Here is a 19,762-nt window from a genome sequence, read left to right as displayed (position 1 = left end):
CATGCAGCCACTGTGAAGGAAGGGTGTTGCGCGATCACGAACGCTCTGTGACCGATGGGTAAAGCATACTTTCCGCACCATTTATTGCTCTTTCTACAACTGTGGTGCGGACCGCCCGGGCACACGGCGTCGTTGATCAGCGCGTCAGGCCGCGACCTCCTCGACCAGCGCGACATGCAGCCGACGGGCCTGCGTCACCAGGCGTGACGAGCCGCGCCGGGCCGCCGCCCGGGCGAGATGCGGCAGTTCACCGCGGGCCCCGGACCGCTCGGCGCACTCCGCCGCCACCGCCAGCAGATCGCCCAGCCCGCGGGCCGGCGCGGCCGGCTCTCCGGTGGCGAGGTCCGCGAGGAGCACGGGCAGCGCCTGCCGGAGAACCGTCCATACCGTGGCATTCGCTCCGGTGGCCGCGGCCGTGCGCACCGACTCCGCGAGCCGCAGCGGCTTCACCGCTCCGCGGCGGACCAGTTGACCGAGGTCCGCGCCCAGCAGGTTGGCGTCCAACTGCCCGCGCGCGGCGAGCACCAGCAGCGCGTCCACGGCGGCGAGCCGGTCCTCCGGATGCCGGGCTCCGAGCCCGTACGCCACCCCGAGGTGGACGGCGTCGCCCGCCCCGCCGCCGGACTCGGCGAGCAGGGGCAGTACGGCGGCCGCGCCCCGGCCGTCGTCCACGGCGACGGACGACAGGTCGCGCAGCAGCCGGGCCGCCACCCACTCGCGCCGCTCCGGGAGCAGTGCCAGCCAGTGACCATGCACCAGGTTGTTCCAGTGGGGGCAGTACCGCCCGTCCCCGAAGGAGCCGAGAGGCCCGCCCAGCGACCGGAACTCCTCCGGGAACCCCTCCCGCAGCTCCGGCACTTCACCCAGCTCGACCAGCACACGCGAGCCGAACGTCCGCCGGCCGGACGCGGGCGCGGCGGGCGGCCCGGAAGCGAGCCACGCGGCGAGACGCGCCCCCTCCGCAGTGCCGAGGCCGGCCGCGCGCCGGGCCGCCGCACCGGCCGCGTCCCGGTCCTCCCGTCGCACCCGCAGCAGCGCCTGCGCGAAGTCCGCGGCCGACACCCGGGCGCCCAGGCGCCGGTAGGCGTCGAGCCGGTCCACCAGCTCGTCCGGCTCCAGCAGCCCCGTGCTCCAGGTCGGGGTGGAGAGCAGGAAGGGCAGCGGATCGGTGCGTATCCGGTACGCCACCTCCCACAGACGGTGCTCGAAGGCCCGGGCGAGGGCGCCGTGCACGCAGTCGCGGCCGGACGTGCCGGTCCGGACGCGTGCGTGCAGGGCGGCGGTGGGGACCTGGCCGCACAGGGTGGCCAGCAGCATGTCCAGGGCGTCGTCCGCGCCGAGCACGGCATGCCGGTCGGAGCCGAACCGGGCCTGGGCGTACACCGGGTCGGTGCTGTGCCACCAGCGGCGGGCGAGGACCGGCTCCAGGGCCTCGAGCAGCGCCTCCCGGTCCCGGTGGGCGTGCCGCACCAGACCGTCCAGCGCCCGCTCGAAACCCGCGACGCCCGGCTCGGACGCCAGGGCCGCGCCCACCTCCTCGGCGACCTCGACGGCCGTCTCCGGCGCGGGCGCCAAACGCATCGGCTCCGGCACCGGCGGCAGGATCTCCTCGTACGCCGCCACGTCGGCGCCCGGAGCCGCGATGCCCAGCGCCCCGGCCGCACGCGAGCGCAGGGCGGGAATCAACTGCCCCGACACCGCCAGTTCCTCGCGCGCGTCCGGCGAGCGGAGCGTGCCCGCGTGCCGCTCCACCAGCTTGAGCGCCCGCTCCTGCACGTCGGAGTCCTCGTGCCCGAAGGCCTGCGCCACCGCGGGCAGCAGTTCGTCGGCCGAGGACGCGTCGCGCGCCAGCACCTTGCCGAGCAGCACCAGCTGCGCCCGGACGAGCTTCTTCTCCGTGCGGAACAGCACCGCGCCGGACAACTCCGCGAGCCGGGCGGCGGGCAGCTCGCCGTCCAGGGCCAGGGCCGCGAGGACGGACTGGGCGTGCGCGGCCACCGGGGACGCCGCCGCGGCGGCCAGCGCCAGCCAGTCGGCCGTCCGCTCCCGCTCCTCGGCCCGGGTCGGTGCCAGAGACTTCAGCAGCCGCAGGAACACCCGCTGGTCCGCCGTCGTCCCGCCGCGCAGCAGCTTCGCCACGCACGCGTCGACCGTGGCGGCGCGGTCCAGCGCCCCGTCCGCCGTGAGCAGCGCCAGAGCTCCGGTCCAGCTGTTCGGACCGGAGCCGTCCGCCCACTGCAACCGCCCGCCGATGTCGTCCGTCTCGAAGAGCGCCGCGACCATGGTGCGCAGGTGCGGGTCCCGCCGCAGCCGTTCGTGCAGCGAACCGCCGTGCTGCCAGGTGCCGATGTGGTGGTCCACCCAGCCCCGGACATAGGCGTCCGTCGTCGGCACCGGGCAGCCGGAGAGCCGGACCAGCCCCGCCATCAGCTCGTACGGCACACCCGAGGCAGCGGGACGCTGCGCTAGCCGGTGCGTCACCTCCCCGAGCCAGCCGGGCTCGCGGTCCCCGAGCACGTGCAGCAGCACGCCGGGGGAGACCCGCGACCAGCGCATGTCGGCGGCGGCGATCCAGGTCGCCACGCCCGCCGCGCCGGTCTGGCAGGCCGCCCCCGCCGCGTGCAGCGCGGGATGGGCGCGCCGGGACGCCGCGTCCCAGGGCGCCGCCCGCAGCTCCTTGCGCAGCGCCCGCAATCCCGGGAAACAGGCGCGCCGTTCGGCGTCCGTCATCCCGTCGAGCAGCCCCACCGCCTCGGCCGTACGGCCCGCCCGGACCGCCGCCATCAGCTCAGCACTCATCGCACACCCCCGTCGACCCGAACCCCGGCCTGCTCCACGGCGGATCCCCGCCGCACCATGCGCACCGCCAGCGCGTGCTTGCACGGCCCGCGCCCACCCCGGTATCTCGCCCACCACGGGCAACTGCACGACAGCGCCCCCGAGGCGTCGCGCACCCGGTGGACGTGCCCGTCCTCCGCCGTCACCGTCGCCACCGCGCCGTCCAGGGCCACCGCCCCGGCCGCCACCAGCGCACGCGCGGAACGCAGCCGCGGATTGTGCCGCTCCACCCGTTCGGCGTCGTAGGGCAGCTCCCGGTGGAAGTAGGCCGCCTCCGCCACGTCGTACCCGACACGCCCCGACGTGCCCAGCCGCACCAGCGCCGCCCGCACCCGCTCCGCGCTCAGGCCCGACGCCGCGGCCAGGTCGGCGGCGTCCACGCGCGGCTCCCACGCCAGCAGCACCGAGACCAGCTCCGCGTCGTCGGCGGCCTCGCCGGCGGTGAGCGAGTCCAGCACCCCGCCCTCGCCGGAGAACCCGCGGGAGGCGTCCGGGGACAGCGTCAGCGTGAGCCGCATCCCGGGCAGCACGGCCTCCCACGCGGCGGCCGTGGCCGGGGCGCCGCCCGTCACCGCCGGCCCGTAGACCCGCAGGGCGGTCGCATGGCGCAGCACCCGCTGGAGCGCGGCCAGCCGCTCCGGGCCGGGCAGGCACACCGCGCCCGGCACCGCCCGCGTCGTCGGCCGCAGCCCGCCGCGCACCGGTACGACCCACTGCGCGCCGCCCGACGCCCCGCGCGCCCCGCCGCGGGGCAGCGCCCGCAGGAACCGCACCGCCTCGGCGGCCGGCAGCTCGGCCCGCAGGTCGAAGCCGGCCGCGATCACCTGGGCCTCGGCGAAGCCGCGCAGCCAGCGGTCGGGCAGCGGCACCCTCTTCTCCACCACCGGCCCGTCCACCGTGGTCACCGCCAGCTCGTCCGGGCCCACCCGCATGTGCAGCGGATCGGCGGGGCCGGTCCGCGAAAGCGCCTCCCGCAGCGGGTTGTTGACGTCGACGTTGGTCGTGCCGTGCCCCACCTCGCCGCCGTCGAGACCCGCCTCGAGCACGTCCAGGCGCGCGTACACCCCGCCGCAGCCGGAGAAGGACTCGAAGCGCAGCCGATCGCCGTTGCCCGTGACGACCGGGTCGAGCGAAGCGCGCAACTGGCGCTGGTAGTAGCGCGCTGCGGCGACGTCCGCCACCGCGAGCAGCGCCGCCGAAGCGACCTGCGGGGACGTCAGAAAGCCCGCGAAGAACTGCGGGTGGTCCCGCACGCCGGACGGGGTGGCGCCCCGGGAGGTCTCCAGTCCGAGGCGGCGTCCGTCGGCCGCGGACTCCAGCACGGAGGGTCGTCGATAGGCCACGGCCTGTACGGATCGCGTCATGGGAAAACCGTAGAGGCGACCACTGACAATCAGTCTGGCCTGCGAAAACTTGGCCTGCGCGGGCGAGTTGGCAGGCGCAGGGCCGCGCCGCGCACCGCGGGATGACGACGGTGCGCGGCACGGTCTTCGAGAGTACGGGACCTACTGCCCGACCAGACCCGGCTGCAGCACCTTCGTGAACAGCACCGTGCCGTCCTGCTCGCGCAGACGCACCGTCAGCTCGGCGGTGTCGCCGTCGATGTCGACCTCGCCGAAGAACTGGTAACCCTCGGCCGGGGAGACGTTCGCCCGCGGCGGCGCCTTCACGAAGACGCGCTCCGGGCCGAAGGTGCCGTCCAGGGCGTTCGCCGGGAAGGAGCCGGCGTTCAGCGGGCCGGAGACGAACTCCCAGAACGGCTCGAAGTCCGTGAACGCGGCCCTCGACGGCTGGTAGTGCTGCGCCGACGTGTAATGGACGTCGGCCGTCAGCCAGACGGTGCCCGTGATCCGCCGGTGTTTGATGAACCGCAGCAGCTCGGCGATCTGCAGCTCACGGCCCAGCGGCGCGCCCGGGTCGCCCTGCGCCACCGCCTCGAAGTGCGGCCGGCCCTCGCCCGAGTCCGGCACCACGAGGCCGAGCGGCATGTCGGAGGCGAGCACCTTCCACACCGCCCGGGACCGGGACAGCTCCTTCTTCAGCCATTCGAGCTGCTCACGGCCGAGGATGCCCTGCGGGTCGGCCGTCTGGTCGTCGGTGGAGTTGGCGTTGCGGTAGGTGCGCATGTCCAGGACGAACACGTCGAGCAGCGGGCCCTGGCGCAGCACGCGGTGGACGCGGCCCTCCTCGGCGCCGGGCCGCAGCGTGGAGATCGGGTAGTACTCGGCGAACGCCCGCCGGGCGCGCTCCACCAGCGTGTCCACGCTCTTGACGGTGTAGCGGGCGTCGGACTGGGAGATCGTCTGGCCCGGGTACCAGTTGTTGCGGACCTCGTGGTCGTCCCACTGGACGATGGAGGGCACCTGGGCGTTGAACCGGCGCAGGTTCTCGTCCAGCAGGTTGTAGCGGAAGTTGCCGCGGAACTCCGCCAGCGTCTCGGCGACCTTTGCCTTCTCCTGCGTGGTGACGTTGCGGTAGACGCCGCCGTCGGGCAGGGCGGCGGTGGCGGCCAGCGGGCCGTCGGCGTAGACGGTGTCGCCGCTGAACAGGAAGAAGTCGGGGTCGAGGCCGGCCATGGCGTCGAAGATGCGGTAGCCGCCGATGTCCGGGTTGATGCCCCAGCCCTGGCCCGCGAGGTCGCCGGACCAGACGAAGCGCACGCCGTCGCGGCGGTTCACCGGCACGGTGCGGAAGGTGCCGGTCACGGGTTCGCCGGTGCGGCGCGGGTCGTCCGGATCGGCGAGCAGCACGCGGTAGTGGATCTGCTCGCCGGGCGGCAGTCCGCGCAGCCGGGTGGTGCCGGTGAAGTCGGTGTCCGCCCCGAGCAGCGGGCCGTGCAGGCGGCGGGGGTTGCGGAACGACTCCGTCGCGGACGTCTCCACGATCATCCGCGCGGGCCGGTCCGACCGCACCCACACCAGCCCGGAGTTCGCGGTGACGTCGCCCGTCTGCACCCCCCACCCGGCGTTGGGTCGCCCCGACAGGGCGAGGGCCGGGGCGCCCCCGAGACCGACGGGCAGGGTGAGCGCGGCGGACGCGGCGAGGGAGCCCCGCAGCACACTGCGGCGACCAGGGAAGGGACGGTGTGACATGGGCGCGCCTCCAGGACGGGGAAGGATCCGGCCAATTGCGATGCCATGACTACTGGGACGCCGCAGCGCCCGCGCAAACCGGAAGTGAACAACGGCCCCAGGGCGGTGGGCCCCGGTCGCGGTCCGGCCCCGTTCGCCCCGGCCCTGCTGCCGTCCCGGTGCGGCATCATCGCCTGCCCTGCTGCCCTGCTGCCCTGCTGCCCTGCTGCCCTGCCGCCGTGTCCGGCCCGGCTCGTCCGCGTCCCTGTCGCAGAGGCGGCACGGCCACCCGTCCGCGCGGGCGCGCGATCCCGGGCCGGACCACCGAGGGGCGTCCGCAACACGGATTCACGGCGGCCGGCGGTACCCCGGCGCGCACGCCGCCCCCGATCAGAGTGCGCGCCACGCGCAAGGGGCCGCCGCGCACCCGCCCACCTCCGTACCCGTCACCTGCTCCCGTCGAATGGAGCCCCTCGCCGGGGCTCGGCTGGCCGGACGCGGCACGGACCTTGTCGACACTCGCTACCGGCGGGTAGCTCCCCGCGGTGGGGATGCCCGGCCGCGTCCGGTGGCGTGAGTCCACGTGTGTCCGTGCGTGTCCGGCATAAGGGATTGGTCTTGACCAAGGGTGAGGGTCGCCCTATGGTCGCAGATAAGTGCAACAACCTTTAATAAACAAGGGCGCTGAAACGCCGGCGGAACACGGCGATTGCGGAGGACAGGGTGGGGACCACGCAGCTCGAATCGGTGCCGGAGCCCAAGTACTGGCATCTCAAGACCGTGCTCACGGAGGCACTGGACTCCGAGTTCTCCGTCGGCGAGATCCTGCCCAACGAACGCGACCTCGCGGCCCGCTTCGGCGTCGCCCGAGCGACGCTGCGCCAGGCCCTGGAGCAGCTGGAACTGGAGGGCAGGCTGCAGCGCCGCCGCGGCGTCGGCACGACCGTCGCCCCGCCGCGCGTGGGCGTTGCCGTCGGCTCCGAGCAGCACGCCTGGCCCGGCGGGCCCGGGGACGCCTGGCAGCCCGTCGACTGCACGGTCGCGGCGCCGCCCGCGCCCGTCGCCGCGGCCCTGGAGACCGGCCGGGACCGGCCGGTGCACACGGTGCGCCGCACCCGCACGACCCACGGCCAGCCCGTCGCCGCCGAGCTGCTCTACGTGCCCGAGTCCTCGGTGCCCGCCCTCTCCGCCATCGACGCCCCCTCCGGACCGGCACGCGCGCGTGCCGTCCTGCGCGAACTGCAGCGGCTGGAGCTGGAGGGCCGGGACAGCGCGGTGGAGCTGGGCTCGGCCCGCGCCGACGACGCCAAGGAACTCGACCGGCTCCCCGGCGCTCCCGTCCTCGTCGTCACCACCCGCTTCCTCGCCGAGGGCCGCACCGCGGCGCTCTCCGTCGCCACCTACCGCGCCGACACCTGCCGGCTCACCTTCGGCGACTTTGGCGGCGTGGAGATCCACCAGGATCCGCAGCCCCGCGCCTCCTGATCCCGGCGCCCCGGCACGCGCTCCCGGACGATCCGCCGGGGCACGCGCCGCCCGCTACCGGCGCGCGGTCGGGCCCTCCACCGCGAACAGCTGTTCCTCCACGTGGTCCAGCGCCAGCCGAAGCGCTCCCGTCGCGACGGCCGCCTCGCCGAGCAGGGACAGCGTCACCTTCGGCGGACGCAGACAGTAGCGCGCGAGCTCGCGACGCAGCGGGTCCAGTACGCCGTCCAGTCCCGCGGCCCAGCCTCCTATGACGACCAGCTCGGGGTCCAGCGCCAGCGCCAGCGCGGCCACGTCGTGCACCAGTCGCTGAATGAACCGGTCCACGGCCGCGCGGGCCCGCTGATCGCCCTGACGGGCCTGCGCGAACACGTCGGCGACCGCCTGCTCGTCCAGCGGATGCAGCGGCTCGTCCGTGGTCGACAGCAGCGTCTCCGGCGTGGCCTCGCGGCCCAGCAGGTGCAGCGCGCCGATCTCCCCGGCCGCTCCGCCGTAGCCCCGGTGCAGCCGTCCGCCGATCAGCGAACCGGCGCCCGGGCTCAGCCCCGCCAGCACGAACACCACGTCGTCCGACTCGGTAGCGGCCCCCTTCCAGTGCTCGGCCACCGCCGCCGCGTTGGCGTCGTTCTCCACCAGCACCGGGCACTTGAAGGAGCGGCTCAGCCGTTCGCCCAGCCGCAGCCCCGTCCACCCCGGCAACGCCGTGCTCAGCCGCACGGTGCCGTCCGCCTCGACGATCCCCGGCGTGCCGACGCCCACCGCCCGCAGGCTGCCGCGGGAGACACCGGCCCGGCGCAGCAGCTCGGCCACCGCGGTGCGCAGCCGCTCCAGCCGCTCGTCGGCGTGCACGGTCTCGTCCACGTCCTTGGCCTGCGCGCCCACGACCCGTCCGTCGAGGTCGGACAGGAGCGCTGCGACGCGGTGCACCCCGATCTCCAGCCCGAGCAGATGACCGGCCTCCGCCCGGAACCGGAACCGCCGGGCCGGGCGCCCCTGCCGCCGTGCGGCGCCCTCCTCGGCCGCCTTCTCCACGACGAGGCCCGCCTCTATCAGCCCCTCGACCACGCCCTCGACGGTCGGCCGGGACAGTCCCGTCACCCGGGTGATCTCGGTCAGCGTCGCGCAGTCCGTGGCACGCAGCGCGTGCAGCACCACCGCGGAGTTGATCCTTCGCAGCAGCGAGGGATCCCCGCCGGTCAGCCGCCCCAACGTCCGTCCTCCCAGCTCGTGCGCGTGTTGGGCGGATCGTACTCGCCACGGCGGAGCCCGGCGAACGCCCCACCGCGGCTGAGCCCGGCGCCACGGGCCCCGACTCGTACGCCACGACGACCGCCTGCGTCCGATCACGCGCACCCGGCTTCGCCGGCACCGCGCTGACGTGCGACTTCACCGTCTCGGCGCCGACGACCAGCTCCCCGGCGATCTCCGCGTTCGACCTACCCCGCGCCATCGGCCGCAGCGTCTGCGCCTCCCGCTCCGTCAGCGCGGCCTCCGCCGGCCTCACCCGTGCCCCCCGCTTCCCGCCGCCGTCGCCGTACTCCGCGGCCGGGAACAGCAGCGACTCGACCCCCGGCCACCAGCCGCACCGCGTGCACGATCTCGGCGGGCCGGGCCCGCTTCGACGGGAACCCGCTCGCTCCCGCCCGCAGCGCCTCGTACGCGTACTCGTCGTTCTCGGACGTCGTCACCACGAGGATCCTCGGCGGCTCGGCCACCGTGCTCGCCGCCGAAGCCTCGCCGGCGCTGGCGAGCACGGGGCCGGGCGAGGCGCCGGCCGGGCCCAGGGCGGGGGAGCGGGCACACGGCGTGGTGGGCTGCGCCCTCTACTTCACGCCGGCACTCTTCGCGGCCGGGCTCACGGCGCCGCTGCGCAGCGGGATCGCGGCGCTCGGCGTCCTGGTGCCGTTCGTCCTGATCGTGTCGTTCACCGTGGGCGACCTCGCGGCGGCCTGACCGACCATCTCCCGGACGGGGCCGGACAGATGGCCCTGCACCGGTCCTGGGACGGCTCCCCGGGCCCGCGGGACCGGTTCCCGGCGTGAGTGCCCTGTGGGCGGCGGTCGCGCCGGCCGCCGGTGCGTGGCGGCTGCACCGCGGTGACGCCTGACGCAACGCCAATTGTCAGTGGGGCCCGCTTTACTGGACGCATGAACATCGTGCGGTGCCTGGACACGATCGACCGGCTGTGCTCCCGTCCCTTTCCCGCGGAGCACGGCTGGTCGGACGTCGGCCGAGGAGGGCCGGGCTACTTCATCACGGAGTTAGGGCCGGACGCCGCGGACTTGACGGCGGACGACGTCGAGGCGTGCCGGGAGGCGATGGCCGAGCGGCTGAACGAGCGCTGGGGCGGGGCCCCTTCCTGGGCCACGCTGACCCTCCGGGTGCGCGGCGAACGCGGCGACGACATACCGGAGCCGTGGGCGACGCTCGGCGCGCAGGTGGACGAGGCGTACCTGTGGCAGGCGGCCGGCACCGGCCGCTGGGTGGCCGTCGGCGTCGTCGCCCGCGCCGGGACGGAGGCCGGCAGTCTGCTCGCGGTGGTCACGGAGACGGACCCGCCGTGATCTCTCAGTCCGTTCCGCCGCTGTCCCCCGCGCTCCGTGCCGCCTCCCGCAGCCGGGCGAACTCCTCCGCCATCGTCTGCGCGGTCCAGTGCGCGTTGAGCCCGCTCGGGTTCGGCAGGACCCACACCCGGGTGTCACCGATCCTGCGCGCCTGCGGTCCCACCCGGGCCTTGGGATCGTCGAAGGCCGCCCGGTAGGCGGTCACCCCGACCACCGCGAGCCAGCGGGGGCGCAGCCGTGCCACCTTCAGGGCCAGCAGCCGCCCGCCCTCGCGGTACTCCTCGGCCGTCAGCTCGTCGGCCCGGGCGGACGCCCGCGCCACCACGTTGGTGATGCCGAGCCCGTACGACAGCAGCTCTTGCTGCTCGGACGGTTTCAGCTGCCGCGGCGTGAAGCCCGACAGGTGCAGCACCGGCCAGAAGCGGTTGCCGGGCCGGGCGAAGTGGTGGCCCGTGGCCGCGGTCATCAGGCCGGGGTTGATGCCGCAGAAGAGGACCTTGAGGCCGTCCGCGGTCACATCCGGGACGAGCCGGTCGCGGGCGGCCTCGAGTTCCTCGCGGGTGAAGCGGGTCAGAGGATCGCCCCCGGGGTGTAGCCGGCGGCCCGGGGGTGCTGCTTGACGATCTCCTCGATGCGGCCGACGACGACGCCGACCTGGCCGGCCGCGGCGCCGGTGAAGGAGAGCTTGTCGGCCATCAGCTCGTCGAGCTGCGCGCGGTCGAGCGGGATGCGCTCGTCGGCGGCCAGCCTGTCGAGGAGCTCGTTGCGCTCGGCGCCCTGCTCGCGCATGGCGAGGGCGCAGGCGACGGCGTTCTCCTTGATCGCCTCGTGGGCGACCTCGCGGCCGACGCCCGCCCGCACCGACGCCATCAGCACCTTGGTCGTCGCCAGGAACGGCAGATAGCGGTCCAGCTCGCGGGCCACGACCGCCGGGAAGGCACCGAACTCGTCCAGCACCGTCAGGAAGGTCTCCAGCAGTCCGTCCAGCGCGAAGAACGCGTCCGGCAGCGCCACCCGGCGCACCACCGAGCAGGAGACGTCGCCCTCGTTCCACTGGTCGCCCGCCAGCTCGCCGGTCATCGAGGCGTAGCCGCGCAGGATGACCATCAGGCCGTTGACGCGCTCGCAGGAGCGGGTGTTCATCTTGTGCGGCATGGCCGAGGAGCCGACCTGACCGGGCTTGAAACCCTCGGTGACCAGCTCGTGCCCGGCCATCAGCCGGATCGTCCTCGCCAGCGAGGAGGGCGCCGCCGCCAGCTGCACCAGCGCGGTGACGACCTCGTAGTCGAGGGAGCGCGGGTACACCTGGCCGACCGAGGTGAAGGCCTGGGAGAAGCCGAGGTGCCCGGCGATCCGGTCCTCCAGCTCCGCGAGCTTCGCGGCGTCGCCGCCGAGCAGGTCCAGCATGTCCTGGGCGGTGCCGACCGGGCCCTTGATGCCGCGCAGCGGGTAACGGCCGAGCAGTTCCTCGATCCGGCCGTGGGCGACGAGCAACTCGTCGGCGGCGGTCGCGAACCGCTTGCCGAGGGTGGTGGCCTGCGCGGCCACGTTGTGCGAACGGCCGGCCACGACCAGCTCGCCGTACTCGCCGGCCAGCTTGCCCAGCCGGGCCAGCACGGCCACGGTGCGGTCCCGCATCAGCTCCAGCGAGAGCCTGATCTGGAGCTGCTCGACGTTCTCGGTGAGGTCGCGGGACGTCATGCCCTTGTGGACCTGCTCGTGCCCGGCGAGGTCGTTGAACTCCTCGATGCGGGCCTTGACGTCGTGCCGCGTGACCTTCTCGCGCTCCGCGATCGAGGCCAGGTCGACCTGGTCGAGGACGCGCTCGTAGTCGGCGATCGCCGCGTCCGGCACCTCGATGCCGAGGTCCTTCTGGGCCCGCAGCACGGCGAGCCAGAGCCGGCGCTCCAGCCTCACCTTCTCCTCGGGGGACCAGAGCACGGCGAGCTCGGCGGAGGCGTAGCGTCCGGCGAGGACGTTCGGGATGCGGGGCTTGGCGGGAGCGGAAGTCACGTGTACGGAGTGTACTGGCGGTTCGTGCAGGCCAGCGCCACCGGGGTCTTCGTGGGAAGCTACGAGAGCGCTGCCGGCGCTCCGGCGGGACCGTCGTCCCCGCGCACCCCGGCGCTCCGCCGGGATCGCCCTCCCGGCGTCCCCGCCGGACCGTCTTCCTACGCCCGCGGCCCCTCGTACGGCACGTACGGCAGCAGCTCGGGCCGCTTCGCCGGGCGCCCGTCGCCCGAGGAGCGGCCGGTCAGGCGGCGGCCGATCCACGGCAGCAGGTGCTGCCTGGCGAACCGCGCGTCGGCGATGCGCCGGGCGACCCACCGCGGCGGCACCGTCGCCGGCAGCGGCGTGCGCCAGTCGGTGTCCGCGGGGTCGTAGCCGAGCGCCTGCCACACGGCCTCCGCCACCCGGCGGTGGCCCTCGGACGTCAGGTGCAGCCGGTCCACGTCCCACATTCGCGGGTCGGCCAGCGACGGGGCGCCGTAGAGGTCCACGACCAGCGCGCCGTGGCGTGCCGCCAGGTCGTCGACGCAGGCGAACAGCTCCTCCATGCGCGGCCGGAACCGCTCCAGCACCGGCCCCTGCCGGCCGGGGCTGCGCATCAGGACGAGCCGCTCGCAATGGGGGGCGAGCTTCTCGACGGCCTCGGTCAGCAGGTCCCGCACCCGCACCATGTCGCACTTGGGCCGCAGGGTGTCGTTCAGGCCGCCGACCAGGGTGATCACGTCGGCGCCCATCGCGGCGGCCACGTCCACCTGTTCGTCGACGATCTGTCCGATCAGCTTTCCCCGTACGGCGAGGTTGGCGTACCGGAAGCCGGGACTGTGCGCGGCCATCCGGGCCGCGAGGAGGTCGGCCCACCCCCGGTAGGTGCCGTCCGGCAGCAGGTCCGACATGCCCTCGGTGAACGAGTCGCCGAGGGCGACCAGGCTGCCGTACGAGGGGGTGGTGGGAGAGGGGTTCGTCTGCATGGCGTCAGCGATGGTAACGCGCGCCCATACCCGGCGGTCGGTCGCCCTCTCCCGGCCACGGCCGCCGGCTCAGGCCCGCTGGCCGAACAGCTCCCGCAGCACGTCCTCCATCGTCACCAGCCCCGCCAGCCGCCCGTCGGCGCCGAGCACGGCCGCCAGATGGGTCCGGCTGCCGCGCATGGCGGTGAGCACGTCGTCCAGCGGCGTGGACTCCCGCACGCGCGCGATGGGCCGCATGTCGCGCAGCCGGAACGGCACGTCGCGCGGCGAGGCGTCCAGGGCGTCCTTCACGTGCAGATAGCCGACGATCCGGCGCCCCTCGTCCACGACCGGGAACCGGGAGAACCCGGACGCGGCCGACAGCCCCTCCAACTGCTCGGGAGTGACGCCCACGCGCGCGTAAACGACGCGTTCCAGCGGCAGCACCACGTCGCGCACGGGACGGCGCCCCAGCTCCAGGGCGTCGTGCAGCCGCTCCCGCGCCCGCTCGTCGATCAGCCCGGCCTCGCCCGCGTCCTTGACGATCTCGGCCAGCTCCGCGTCCGAGAAGGTCGCCGTGACCTCGTCCTTGGTCTCGATGCGCAGCAGCTTCAGCAGACCGTTGGCGAAGGCGTTGATGGTGAAGATCACCGGCCGCAGCGCCCGCGAAAGCGCCACCAGCGGCGGGCCGAGCAGCAGCGCGCTGCGCACCGGCTCGGCGAGCGCGATGTTCTTCGGCACCATCTCGCCGAGCAGCATGTGCAGATAGGTGGCCAGCGAGAGCGCGATCACGAACGACACCGCGTGCCCGGCGCCGCTCGGCACGCCCATGGCGTGGAACGCCGGCTCCAGCAGATGCGCGATCGCCGGCTCCGCGACCACGCCGAGCACCAGGGTGCACAGGGTGATGCCGAGCTGGGCCGCGGCCATCAGCGCGGACACGTGCTCCAGCCCCCACAGCACGCTCTTGGCGCGCCGGTCGCCCTGCTCGGCGTACGGCTCGATCTGTGAGCGCCTGACCGAGATCAGCGCGAACTCGGCGCCGACGAAGAAGGCGTTGACGACGAGCGTTGCCAGGCCGATCAGCAGCTGTACGGCGGTCATGCCTGCGCCTCCTGCGCGTCGTCGAGGGGCGCGTGCAGCAGCACGCGCGCGGCCCGTCGCCCGGCGGCGTCCAGCACTTCCAGCCGCCAGCCGCCGACCTGGACGGTGTCGCCGACGGCCGGGATGCGGCCGAGTTCGGTGGCGACGAGGCCGGCGAGCGTCTCGTACGGTCCCTCGGGCGGACGCAGGCCGACGCGCGCGAGCTGGTCGATGCGGGCGGCGCCGTCGGCGGAGTACAGGGCGTGGCCGTTCTCGTCGGTGCCGGCCGGGGCGAGGTCGGGCGTCTCGTGCGGGTCGTGCTCGTCGCGGACCTCGCCGACGACCTCCTCGACGATGTCCTCCAGGGTCGCGACGCCGGCCGTGCCGCCGTACTCGTCGATGACCACGGCCATCGTCCGCTTGCCGGACAGCCGGTCCAGCAGCCGGTCGACGGTGAGCGACTCGGGCACCAGCAGGGGCTCGCGCATCAGCTCGGAGACGGGCACGCGCATCCGGCGCTCCGCGGGCACCGCCAGCACGTCCTTGACGTGCGCGGTGCCGACCACGGAGTCGAGGCTGCCGCGGTAGACCGGGAACCGGGACAGCCCGGTCGCGCGGGTGGCGTTCGCCACGTCCTCGCAGGTGGCCTGCGCGTCCAGGGCCACGACCTGCACCCGCGGCGTCATCACGTTCTCGGCGGTCAGGTCCGCGAGGTTGAGCGTCCGCACGAACAGCTCGGCCGTGTCGGGCTCCAGGGCGCCCTCGCGGGCGGAGTGCCGGGCCAGCGCGGCCAGTTCCTGCGGCCCGCGCGCGGACGCCAGTTCCTCGGCGGGCTCGATGCCGAAGCGGCGCACCAGGCGGTTGGCCGTGTTGTTCAGATGCGTGATGAACGGCCGGAACGCCGTGCTGAACCAGCGCTGGGCGTTGCCGACCCGCTTGGCCACCGCCAGCGGCGAGGAGATCGCCCAGTTCTTCGGCACCAGCTCGCCGACGACCATCAGGAACACCGTGGAAAGGGCCGTGCCCAGCACCAGGGCGACCGAGGAGGCCGTGGAGCTGCCGACGCCGACGGCCCGCAGCGGGCTCGCGATCAACCGCGCGATGGACGGCTCGGCGAGCATGCCGACGACCAGGTTGGTCACGGTGATGCCGAGCTGCGCGCCGGACAGCTGGAAGGTGAGGTTCCGGACGGCCTTCAGCGCGCCGGCGGCGCCGCGCTCGCCGCGCTCGGCGGCGCGCTCCAGCTCCCGGCGCTCGACCGTGGTCAGGGAGAACTCCGCGGCGACGAAGGCGCCGCAGGCGAGGGAGAGCAGGATCGCCACCAGCAGGAGGAGCACTTCGGTCATCGGTTCACCCCCGTCCCATCGTCCGGCAGGGTGGGGAGGATCGCACGATGTCTGCTACTGGGAGGCTCGCCCATGGGCGGACGCTCACACCTTTCATGGAGGACCGAGTGGTCCGACAAGAGTAAAGGACCGGCAAAGACGGATGAAACCGGGTTCACCCGCCGCCGGATCCGGTCAGCGGCTTCACCCAGCGCCGCCACTGCTCCTGTGCCGTATACCCCGCCGCGCGCCAGGCATGATGGGCGGTCTCGTTGCGGGTGAGCACCATCGCGTCCGAGCGGCGTCCGCCCAACGCCGTGAACCTCTCCTCGGCCGCCCGCAGCAGCGCCGTACCGACGCCCTGCCGCCGGCGCCCGGGGGCCACCGCGAGCCGGTAAAGATGGCAGCGCCAGCCGTCGTAGCCCGCGATCACCGTGCCGACCAGCTCGCCCTGCGACTCCGCCAGCAGCAACGCGCCCGGGTCGCGGGCGATCAGCCGCTCGACGCCGTCGCGGTCGTCGCTGATGCTCCTCCCCTCGGCGGAGGTCTTCCAGAAGGCCAGCACGGCATCGAGGTCGTCGGGCTCCGCGGCCCGTATCCGCAGGTCGTTCATGCGGCGATCCCACCACGGCGGGCCGACGGGGGCGGGACATTCCGTCATGCGGACGCCGGGCGGGCCGCCTCGTCCGAGGACGGCCGTTGCGGCGCGGGGCGCGGCAGCGGCACGCGGCGGGGCGCCGACGGCTGTCCGGAGCTCGCGGGCGCCCGGCAGGTCCCGGTGGCGAGCCCGCGGTGCGGAGCGCCGGCGCCGGGACGGGGCGCCGCCCCTCGCCCGTGGCGGCCTGACGCGCGCCGCGCCCGCCGTGTCGGCTCTGCGTGCCGCGTGGACACTCACTCGTGGGCGATCGCCGCCAGCACGTTCATCCGCGACGCCCGCAGCGCGGGAAGCAGAGCCGCCACCACGCCGACCACCGCCGAGCCGATCACCACCGCGACGATCGTGCCCCACGGGACCGCGAAGGCCGTCATGCCCTGAAGGGCCAGCACCTGCTGGGTGCACACGCCCCACACCAGGCCCAGTGCCAGCCCCAGGACGGCGCCGAACACCGCGATGACGACCGACTCGAGACGGATCATCCGCCGCAGTTGGCGCCGGGCGAGTCCGATGGCCCGCAGCAGGCCGATCTCGCGGGTGCGCTCCACGACGGACAGGGCGAGGGTGTTGACCACGCCGAGGACCGCGATGACGATCGCCAGCCCGAGCAGCGCGTACACGAGGTACAGCAGCACCGCGATCTGGTCGTGCACGAGCTGCTTGTAGTCGGCCAGGTCGCGCACCTGGAGCTGCGGATAGGCGTCCAGTGTCGCCTCCAGGCCCGCGCGCAGGGCGTCGTCGGACGTGCCCGGGGCGGCGTTGACGTACAGCGCGGACTCCTGCCCGCCCGGCGCGTACCGGTCCAGCGTGCCCAGCCCGAAGTAGAGGCCGCCCTGTATGCCGAACCCCTCGGCGGTCTCCTGGTCGGTCAGCGCGGCCACCGTCAGCCGGGCCGTCCGGCCGCCCTGGAACTCGGCCGGGACCACGCTGCCGACGCGCACCCCGTGGTCCTCGGCGAAGTCCCGGTCCATGGCCAGACGGCCGGTGGCCAGAGCGGCGGCGCTGTCGCCCCGCGCATAGGTGATGTTGGCGACCTCGTCCAGGCGCCGGTCGTACGCGGCGGCCGTCGTCTCGACCCGGTCGCCGTCCGGGAGCCGCACCGCGACGGGCGCGAACCGGCCGCGCACGACCAGACCCACGCCCTCGGTGTCCCGGACCCGGTCGGTGACCTCGCGCGGGAACGGCACGAAGTTGGTGTTCTGGATCACGAAGTCGGCACCCAGCGTCCGGTCGATCTGCCGGTCGAACGACTCGGTCATCGAGGCGCTCGCCACGGACATCCCGCCGACCAGAGCCAAGCCCACCATCAGCGCCGCCGCGGTCGCGCCGGTACGGCGGGGATTGCGCAGGGCGTTGCGCTGGCTCATCCGCCCCACGGGGCCGTACAGCGTCGGGAACGCCCCGCCCAGCACCTGGATCACCGGGCGGACCAGCAGCGGCCCGGCGATCACCGTCGCGATCAGCGTCAGCACCACGCCGAGGCCCAGCAGCGACGCCGCCGACGCGGTCCGCGACGACACCGCGCAGCCCGCCAGCGCCGCCGCGCCGGCCGCCCCGACGACCGCGCCGACCACGGCGCGCACCCGCAGCGGCCGGCCGGTCCCGGCGACCTCCGCGTCCGACAGCGCCGCCATCGGCGAGACCCCGGCCGCGCGCCGGGCGGGCAGGTACGCGGCGACGAAGGTGACGCCGACTCCGACGACGTAGGCCGTGACGGGGGTGATCCAGCCGATGACCATCTCGTCGGTCCGGATGTTCATGCCGAGCAGGCCCATCAACTCGATCAGCCCGGCCGCGAGCCCGATGCCGGCGGCCAGCCCCAGCGTGGAGCCGACCAGGCCGAGCAGCAGCGCCTCGGTGAGCACCGAGCGGCGCACCTGACGCCGGTCCGCGCCGAGGGCCCGCAGCAGCCCGAGTTCGCGGGTGCGCTGCGCGATCAGCATGGAGAAGGTGTTGACGATCAGGAAGATCCCCACCAGCACGGCGACGCCGGCGAAGCCGAGCATGACGTACTTGATGACGTCGAGGAATCCGCCGAGCTGCTCCACGTCCGACTGGGCCTGCTCGTCGGCCGTGCGCAGGTCGTAGCGGCCGGCGTCGCCGAGGGCCGCCGCGACGCGCCGCTTCAGGGTGGCGTCGTCCACGCCCTCGGCCGCGTCGACGGTGATGGCGGTGGCCGCGTCCGGATCGCCCAGCAGCCCGGTCCGGGCGGCCGGCGGGTCGAGGAAGAGCAGCGCGCTGCCGGGGTTGGTGGTGGTGAACGTGACGATGCCGACGACCTCGACCGGGAACGAGCCGGGCGCGGCGATCACCGTCAGGGTGTCGCCGATCCGCACGTCCGCGCGGTCGGCGGTCTGGGAGTCGAGCAGCGCCTCGCCCGTGCCGCGCGGGGCCCGGCCGGAGGTCAGCTCGACGGGGCTGCGGTCGGTCGGCTGCCAGGCGGTGCCGATGGTGGGTGCGCCGGTCGTCGGGCTGACGGCCTCGTTCTCGTCGTCCACGACGGTGAGGGTGTCGACCTCGGCCTCCGCGCGGGCGGCGGCCACCCCGTCCACACGGGCGATCCGCTCGGCGAGCGCGGCGGGCAGGGTGGCCGTCGCCCCCGAGGGCACCTGCTCGCCGAGGGTCTGCTCGGGGCTGACGGTGACGTCGGCGGCCGTCGAGGCGAAGAGCCGGTCGAAGGTGCGGCCGACGGTGTCGGAGAAGATCAGGCTGCCCGCGACGAACGCCACCGAGAGGATCACGGCCAGCGCCGACAGCAGCAGCCGCCCCTTGTGGGCGAGGAAACTGCGCAGGGTCGCCCTGAGCACGGGTCTCAGCCTTCCCGGCCGACGGCCTCGCCGGGCGTTTGACCGGCTGCCCCGCCGCCCCCGCCGCGCGCCTCGCCGGCCGCCGCGCCGGGCGCCCCGGCGAGGCCGTCCGGCCGGAGGCGGATCACGTCGAACCGCTTCATCCGCTCCAGCACCGCCTCCGCCGTCGGCCGCTCCATCTCGTCCACGATCCGCCCGTCTCCGAGGAAGAGCACCACGTCGGAGTGGGCGGCGGCGCCCGGGTCGTGGGTGACCATGACGACGGTCTGTCCCAGGTCGTCCACGGCCTCCCGCAGAAAGCCGAGCACCTCCAGGCCGGCGCGCGAGTCCAGGTTGCCGGTCGGCTCGTCGGCGAAGATCAGCTCCGGCCGGGAGGCGAGCGCACGGGCGCAGGCGACGCGCTGCTGCTGACCGCCCGACAGCTGCGACGGCCGGTGCCGCAGCCGGTCGCGCAGGCCGAGGGTGTCGACGACCCGGTCCAGCCACTCCCGGTCCGGTGCGCGGCCGGCGATGTCCATCGGCAGTGTGATGTTCTCCAGCGCGTTCAGCGTCGGGATCAGATTGAACGACTGGAACATGAACCCGATCCGGTCCCGCCGCAGCCGCGTCAGCTCGCGCTCCTTCAGCCCCGTGATCTCCGTCCCGCCGAGCCACACCCGACCCGACGAGACGGTGTCGAGCCCGGCCAGGCAGTGCATCAGCGTGGACTTCCCGGAGCCCGACGGCCCCATGACGGCGGTGAAGCGCCCGCGCGCGATGTCCACGTCCACCGCGTCCAGGGCGAGCACGGCGGTCTCGCCCGAGCCGTACGCCTTCGTCAGCCCGCGCGCGGCGGCCGCCACCCCGTCGGAGGGGGCGAGACCGGGGGCGTGCTCCGCAGCGGAAGTGGACAAGACTGCCTCCTTGGTCACCGGGACGGGAGCCGTACGGCTCGCGGACGTCCGAGTTCCTCGCCGTGGCCGAGCGTAATGTGATCC

15 protein-coding genes and 1 pseudogene are annotated in these 19,762 nt (G+C 74.4%); 3 read left to right on the top strand and 13 right to left on the bottom strand.

Going from position 1 to position 19,762, the window contains the following annotated elements:
* Positions 1-144: 144 nt before the first annotated feature.
* The 3 genes from ACZ6KF_RS26145 to ACZ6KF_RS26135 form a co-directional block, all read right to left on the bottom strand.
* Positions 145-2,799, bottom strand: coding sequence for a DUF7824 domain-containing protein (locus ACZ6KF_RS26145; RefSeq protein ID WP_469240582.1), 2,655 nt, complete (start codon positions 2,797-2,799; stop codon positions 145-147).
* Positions 2,796-4,202, bottom strand: coding sequence for an SWIM zinc finger family protein (locus tag ACZ6KF_RS26140; protein WP_469240580.1), 1,407 nt, complete (start codon positions 4,200-4,202; stop codon positions 2,796-2,798). Before ACZ6KF_RS26140 ends, ACZ6KF_RS26145 begins: the two co-directional genes overlap by 4 nt.
* 141 nt (positions 4,203-4,343) lie before the next feature.
* Positions 4,344-5,930 carry an alkaline phosphatase D family protein gene (locus ACZ6KF_RS26135; RefSeq protein ID WP_469240578.1) on the bottom strand — a complete coding sequence of 529 codons (1,587 nt, stop codon included), beginning with the start codon at positions 5,928-5,930 and terminating at the stop codon, positions 4,344-4,346.
* 702 nt (positions 5,931-6,632) lie between these two features.
* Here ACZ6KF_RS26135 and ACZ6KF_RS26130 point away from each other — a divergent pair.
* Entirely contained in the window at positions 6,633-7,394 is a 762-nt protein-coding gene (locus ACZ6KF_RS26130; protein WP_469159954.1) for a GntR family transcriptional regulator, read from the top strand.
* Between the two features lie 54 nt (positions 7,395-7,448).
* Here the strand turns inward: ACZ6KF_RS26130 and ACZ6KF_RS26125 are convergent, their stop codons facing one another.
* Both ACZ6KF_RS26125 and ACZ6KF_RS26120 read right to left on the bottom strand, forming a co-directional pair.
* Positions 7,449-8,603 carry an ROK family transcriptional regulator gene (locus ACZ6KF_RS26125; protein ID WP_356630876.1) on the bottom strand — a complete coding sequence of 385 codons (1,155 nt, stop codon included), beginning with the start codon at positions 8,601-8,603 and terminating at the stop codon, positions 7,449-7,451.
* Between the two features lie 82 nt (positions 8,604-8,685).
* Positions 8,686-9,112, bottom strand: a pseudogene (locus ACZ6KF_RS26120) (response regulator transcription factor); the annotation flags it as partial.
* Here ACZ6KF_RS26120 and ACZ6KF_RS26115 point away from each other — a divergent pair.
* Positions 9,111-9,347, top strand: a complete 237-nt coding sequence (locus tag ACZ6KF_RS26115) for a hypothetical protein (RefSeq protein WP_469240576.1) — start codon at positions 9,111-9,113, stop codon at positions 9,345-9,347. The pseudogene ACZ6KF_RS26120 and the gene ACZ6KF_RS26115 sit on opposite strands and share 2 nt — an antisense overlap.
* 194 nt (positions 9,348-9,541) lie before the next feature.
* Positions 9,542-9,958, top strand: a complete 417-nt coding sequence (locus ACZ6KF_RS26110; RefSeq protein WP_356630872.1) for a hypothetical protein — start codon at positions 9,542-9,544, stop codon at positions 9,956-9,958.
* Between the two features lie 4 nt (positions 9,959-9,962).
* Here ACZ6KF_RS26110 and mug read toward each other — a convergent pair whose 3' ends face one another.
* The 8 genes from mug to ACZ6KF_RS26070 all read right to left on the bottom strand — a co-directional run bounded on the left by mug (position 9,963) and on the right by ACZ6KF_RS26070 (position 19,678).
* Positions 9,963-10,532: a G/U mismatch-specific DNA glycosylase gene (mug, locus tag ACZ6KF_RS26105; protein ID WP_469178162.1), complete on the bottom strand. Its 570-nt coding sequence runs from the start codon at positions 10,530-10,532 to the stop codon at positions 9,963-9,965.
* Positions 10,529-11,971, bottom strand: coding sequence for an adenylosuccinate lyase (purB, locus tag ACZ6KF_RS26100; RefSeq protein WP_356630870.1), 1,443 nt, complete (start codon positions 11,969-11,971; stop codon positions 10,529-10,531). Before purB ends, mug begins: the two co-directional genes overlap by 4 nt.
* A 158-nt stretch (positions 11,972-12,129) precedes the next feature.
* The gene (locus ACZ6KF_RS26095) at positions 12,130-12,936 is read right to left on the bottom strand and encodes an SGNH/GDSL hydrolase family protein (RefSeq protein WP_469178094.1); all 807 of its coding nucleotides are present in this window, start codon (positions 12,934-12,936) and stop codon (positions 12,130-12,132) included.
* A 69-nt stretch (positions 12,937-13,005) separates the two neighbouring features.
* Positions 13,006-14,019, bottom strand: coding sequence for a hemolysin family protein (locus ACZ6KF_RS26090; RefSeq protein ID WP_356630866.1), 1,014 nt, complete (start codon positions 14,017-14,019; stop codon positions 13,006-13,008).
* Positions 14,016-15,344 (bottom strand): hemolysin family protein, encoded by a 1,329-nt coding sequence (locus ACZ6KF_RS26085; protein WP_356630864.1) that lies wholly within the window; start codon positions 15,342-15,344, stop codon positions 14,016-14,018. The genes ACZ6KF_RS26090 and ACZ6KF_RS26085 overlap by 4 nt, the downstream gene beginning before the upstream one ends.
* 154 nt (positions 15,345-15,498) lie before the next feature.
* Positions 15,499-15,936: a GNAT family N-acetyltransferase gene (locus ACZ6KF_RS26080; RefSeq protein WP_356630862.1), complete on the bottom strand. Its 438-nt coding sequence runs from the start codon at positions 15,934-15,936 to the stop codon at positions 15,499-15,501.
* A 278-nt stretch (positions 15,937-16,214) separates the two neighbouring features.
* Complete coding sequence (locus ACZ6KF_RS26075; protein ID WP_469178098.1) at positions 16,215-18,785, bottom strand: ABC transporter permease; 2,571 nt, start codon at positions 18,783-18,785, stop codon at positions 16,215-16,217.
* Between the two features lie 5 nt (positions 18,786-18,790).
* The gene (locus ACZ6KF_RS26070; protein ID WP_356630858.1) at positions 18,791-19,678 is read right to left on the bottom strand and encodes an ABC transporter ATP-binding protein; all 888 of its coding nucleotides are present in this window, start codon (positions 19,676-19,678) and stop codon (positions 18,791-18,793) included.
* Positions 19,679-19,762 lie beyond the last annotated feature (84 nt).

The organism is Streptomyces sp. NPDC046379, assembly GCF_055587785.1.
Note: the sequence above shows the minus strand (reverse complement) of the source record. Positions and strands in the feature narration are given on the sequence as shown.

Bases quoted from the DNA above. Each gene is read 5' to 3' on its own strand.
- ACZ6KF_RS26140 (WP_469240580.1), bottom strand. From the start codon at position 4,202: ATGACGCGATCCGTACAGGCCGTGGCCTATCGACGACCCTCCGTGCTG.
- ACZ6KF_RS26145 (WP_469240582.1), bottom strand. From the start codon at position 2,799: ATGAGTGCTGAGCTGATGGCGGCGGTCCGGGCGGGCCGTACGGCCGAG.
- ACZ6KF_RS26095 (WP_469178094.1), bottom strand. From the start codon at position 12,936: ATGCAGACGAACCCCTCTCCCACCACCCCCTCGTACGGCAGCCTGGTC.
- ACZ6KF_RS26090 (WP_356630866.1), bottom strand. From the start codon at position 14,019: ATGACCGCCGTACAGCTGCTGATCGGCCTGGCAACGCTCGTCGTCAAC.
- ACZ6KF_RS26135 (WP_469240578.1), bottom strand. From the start codon at position 5,930: ATGTCACACCGTCCCTTCCCTGGTCGCCGCAGTGTGCTGCGGGGCTCC.
- ACZ6KF_RS26110 (WP_356630872.1), top strand. From the start codon at position 9,542: ATGAACATCGTGCGGTGCCTGGACACGATCGACCGGCTGTGCTCCCGT.
- ACZ6KF_RS26085 (WP_356630864.1), bottom strand. From the start codon at position 15,344: ATGACCGAAGTGCTCCTCCTGCTGGTGGCGATCCTGCTCTCCCTCGCC.
- ACZ6KF_RS26080 (WP_356630862.1), bottom strand. From the start codon at position 15,936: ATGAACGACCTGCGGATACGGGCCGCGGAGCCCGACGACCTCGATGCC.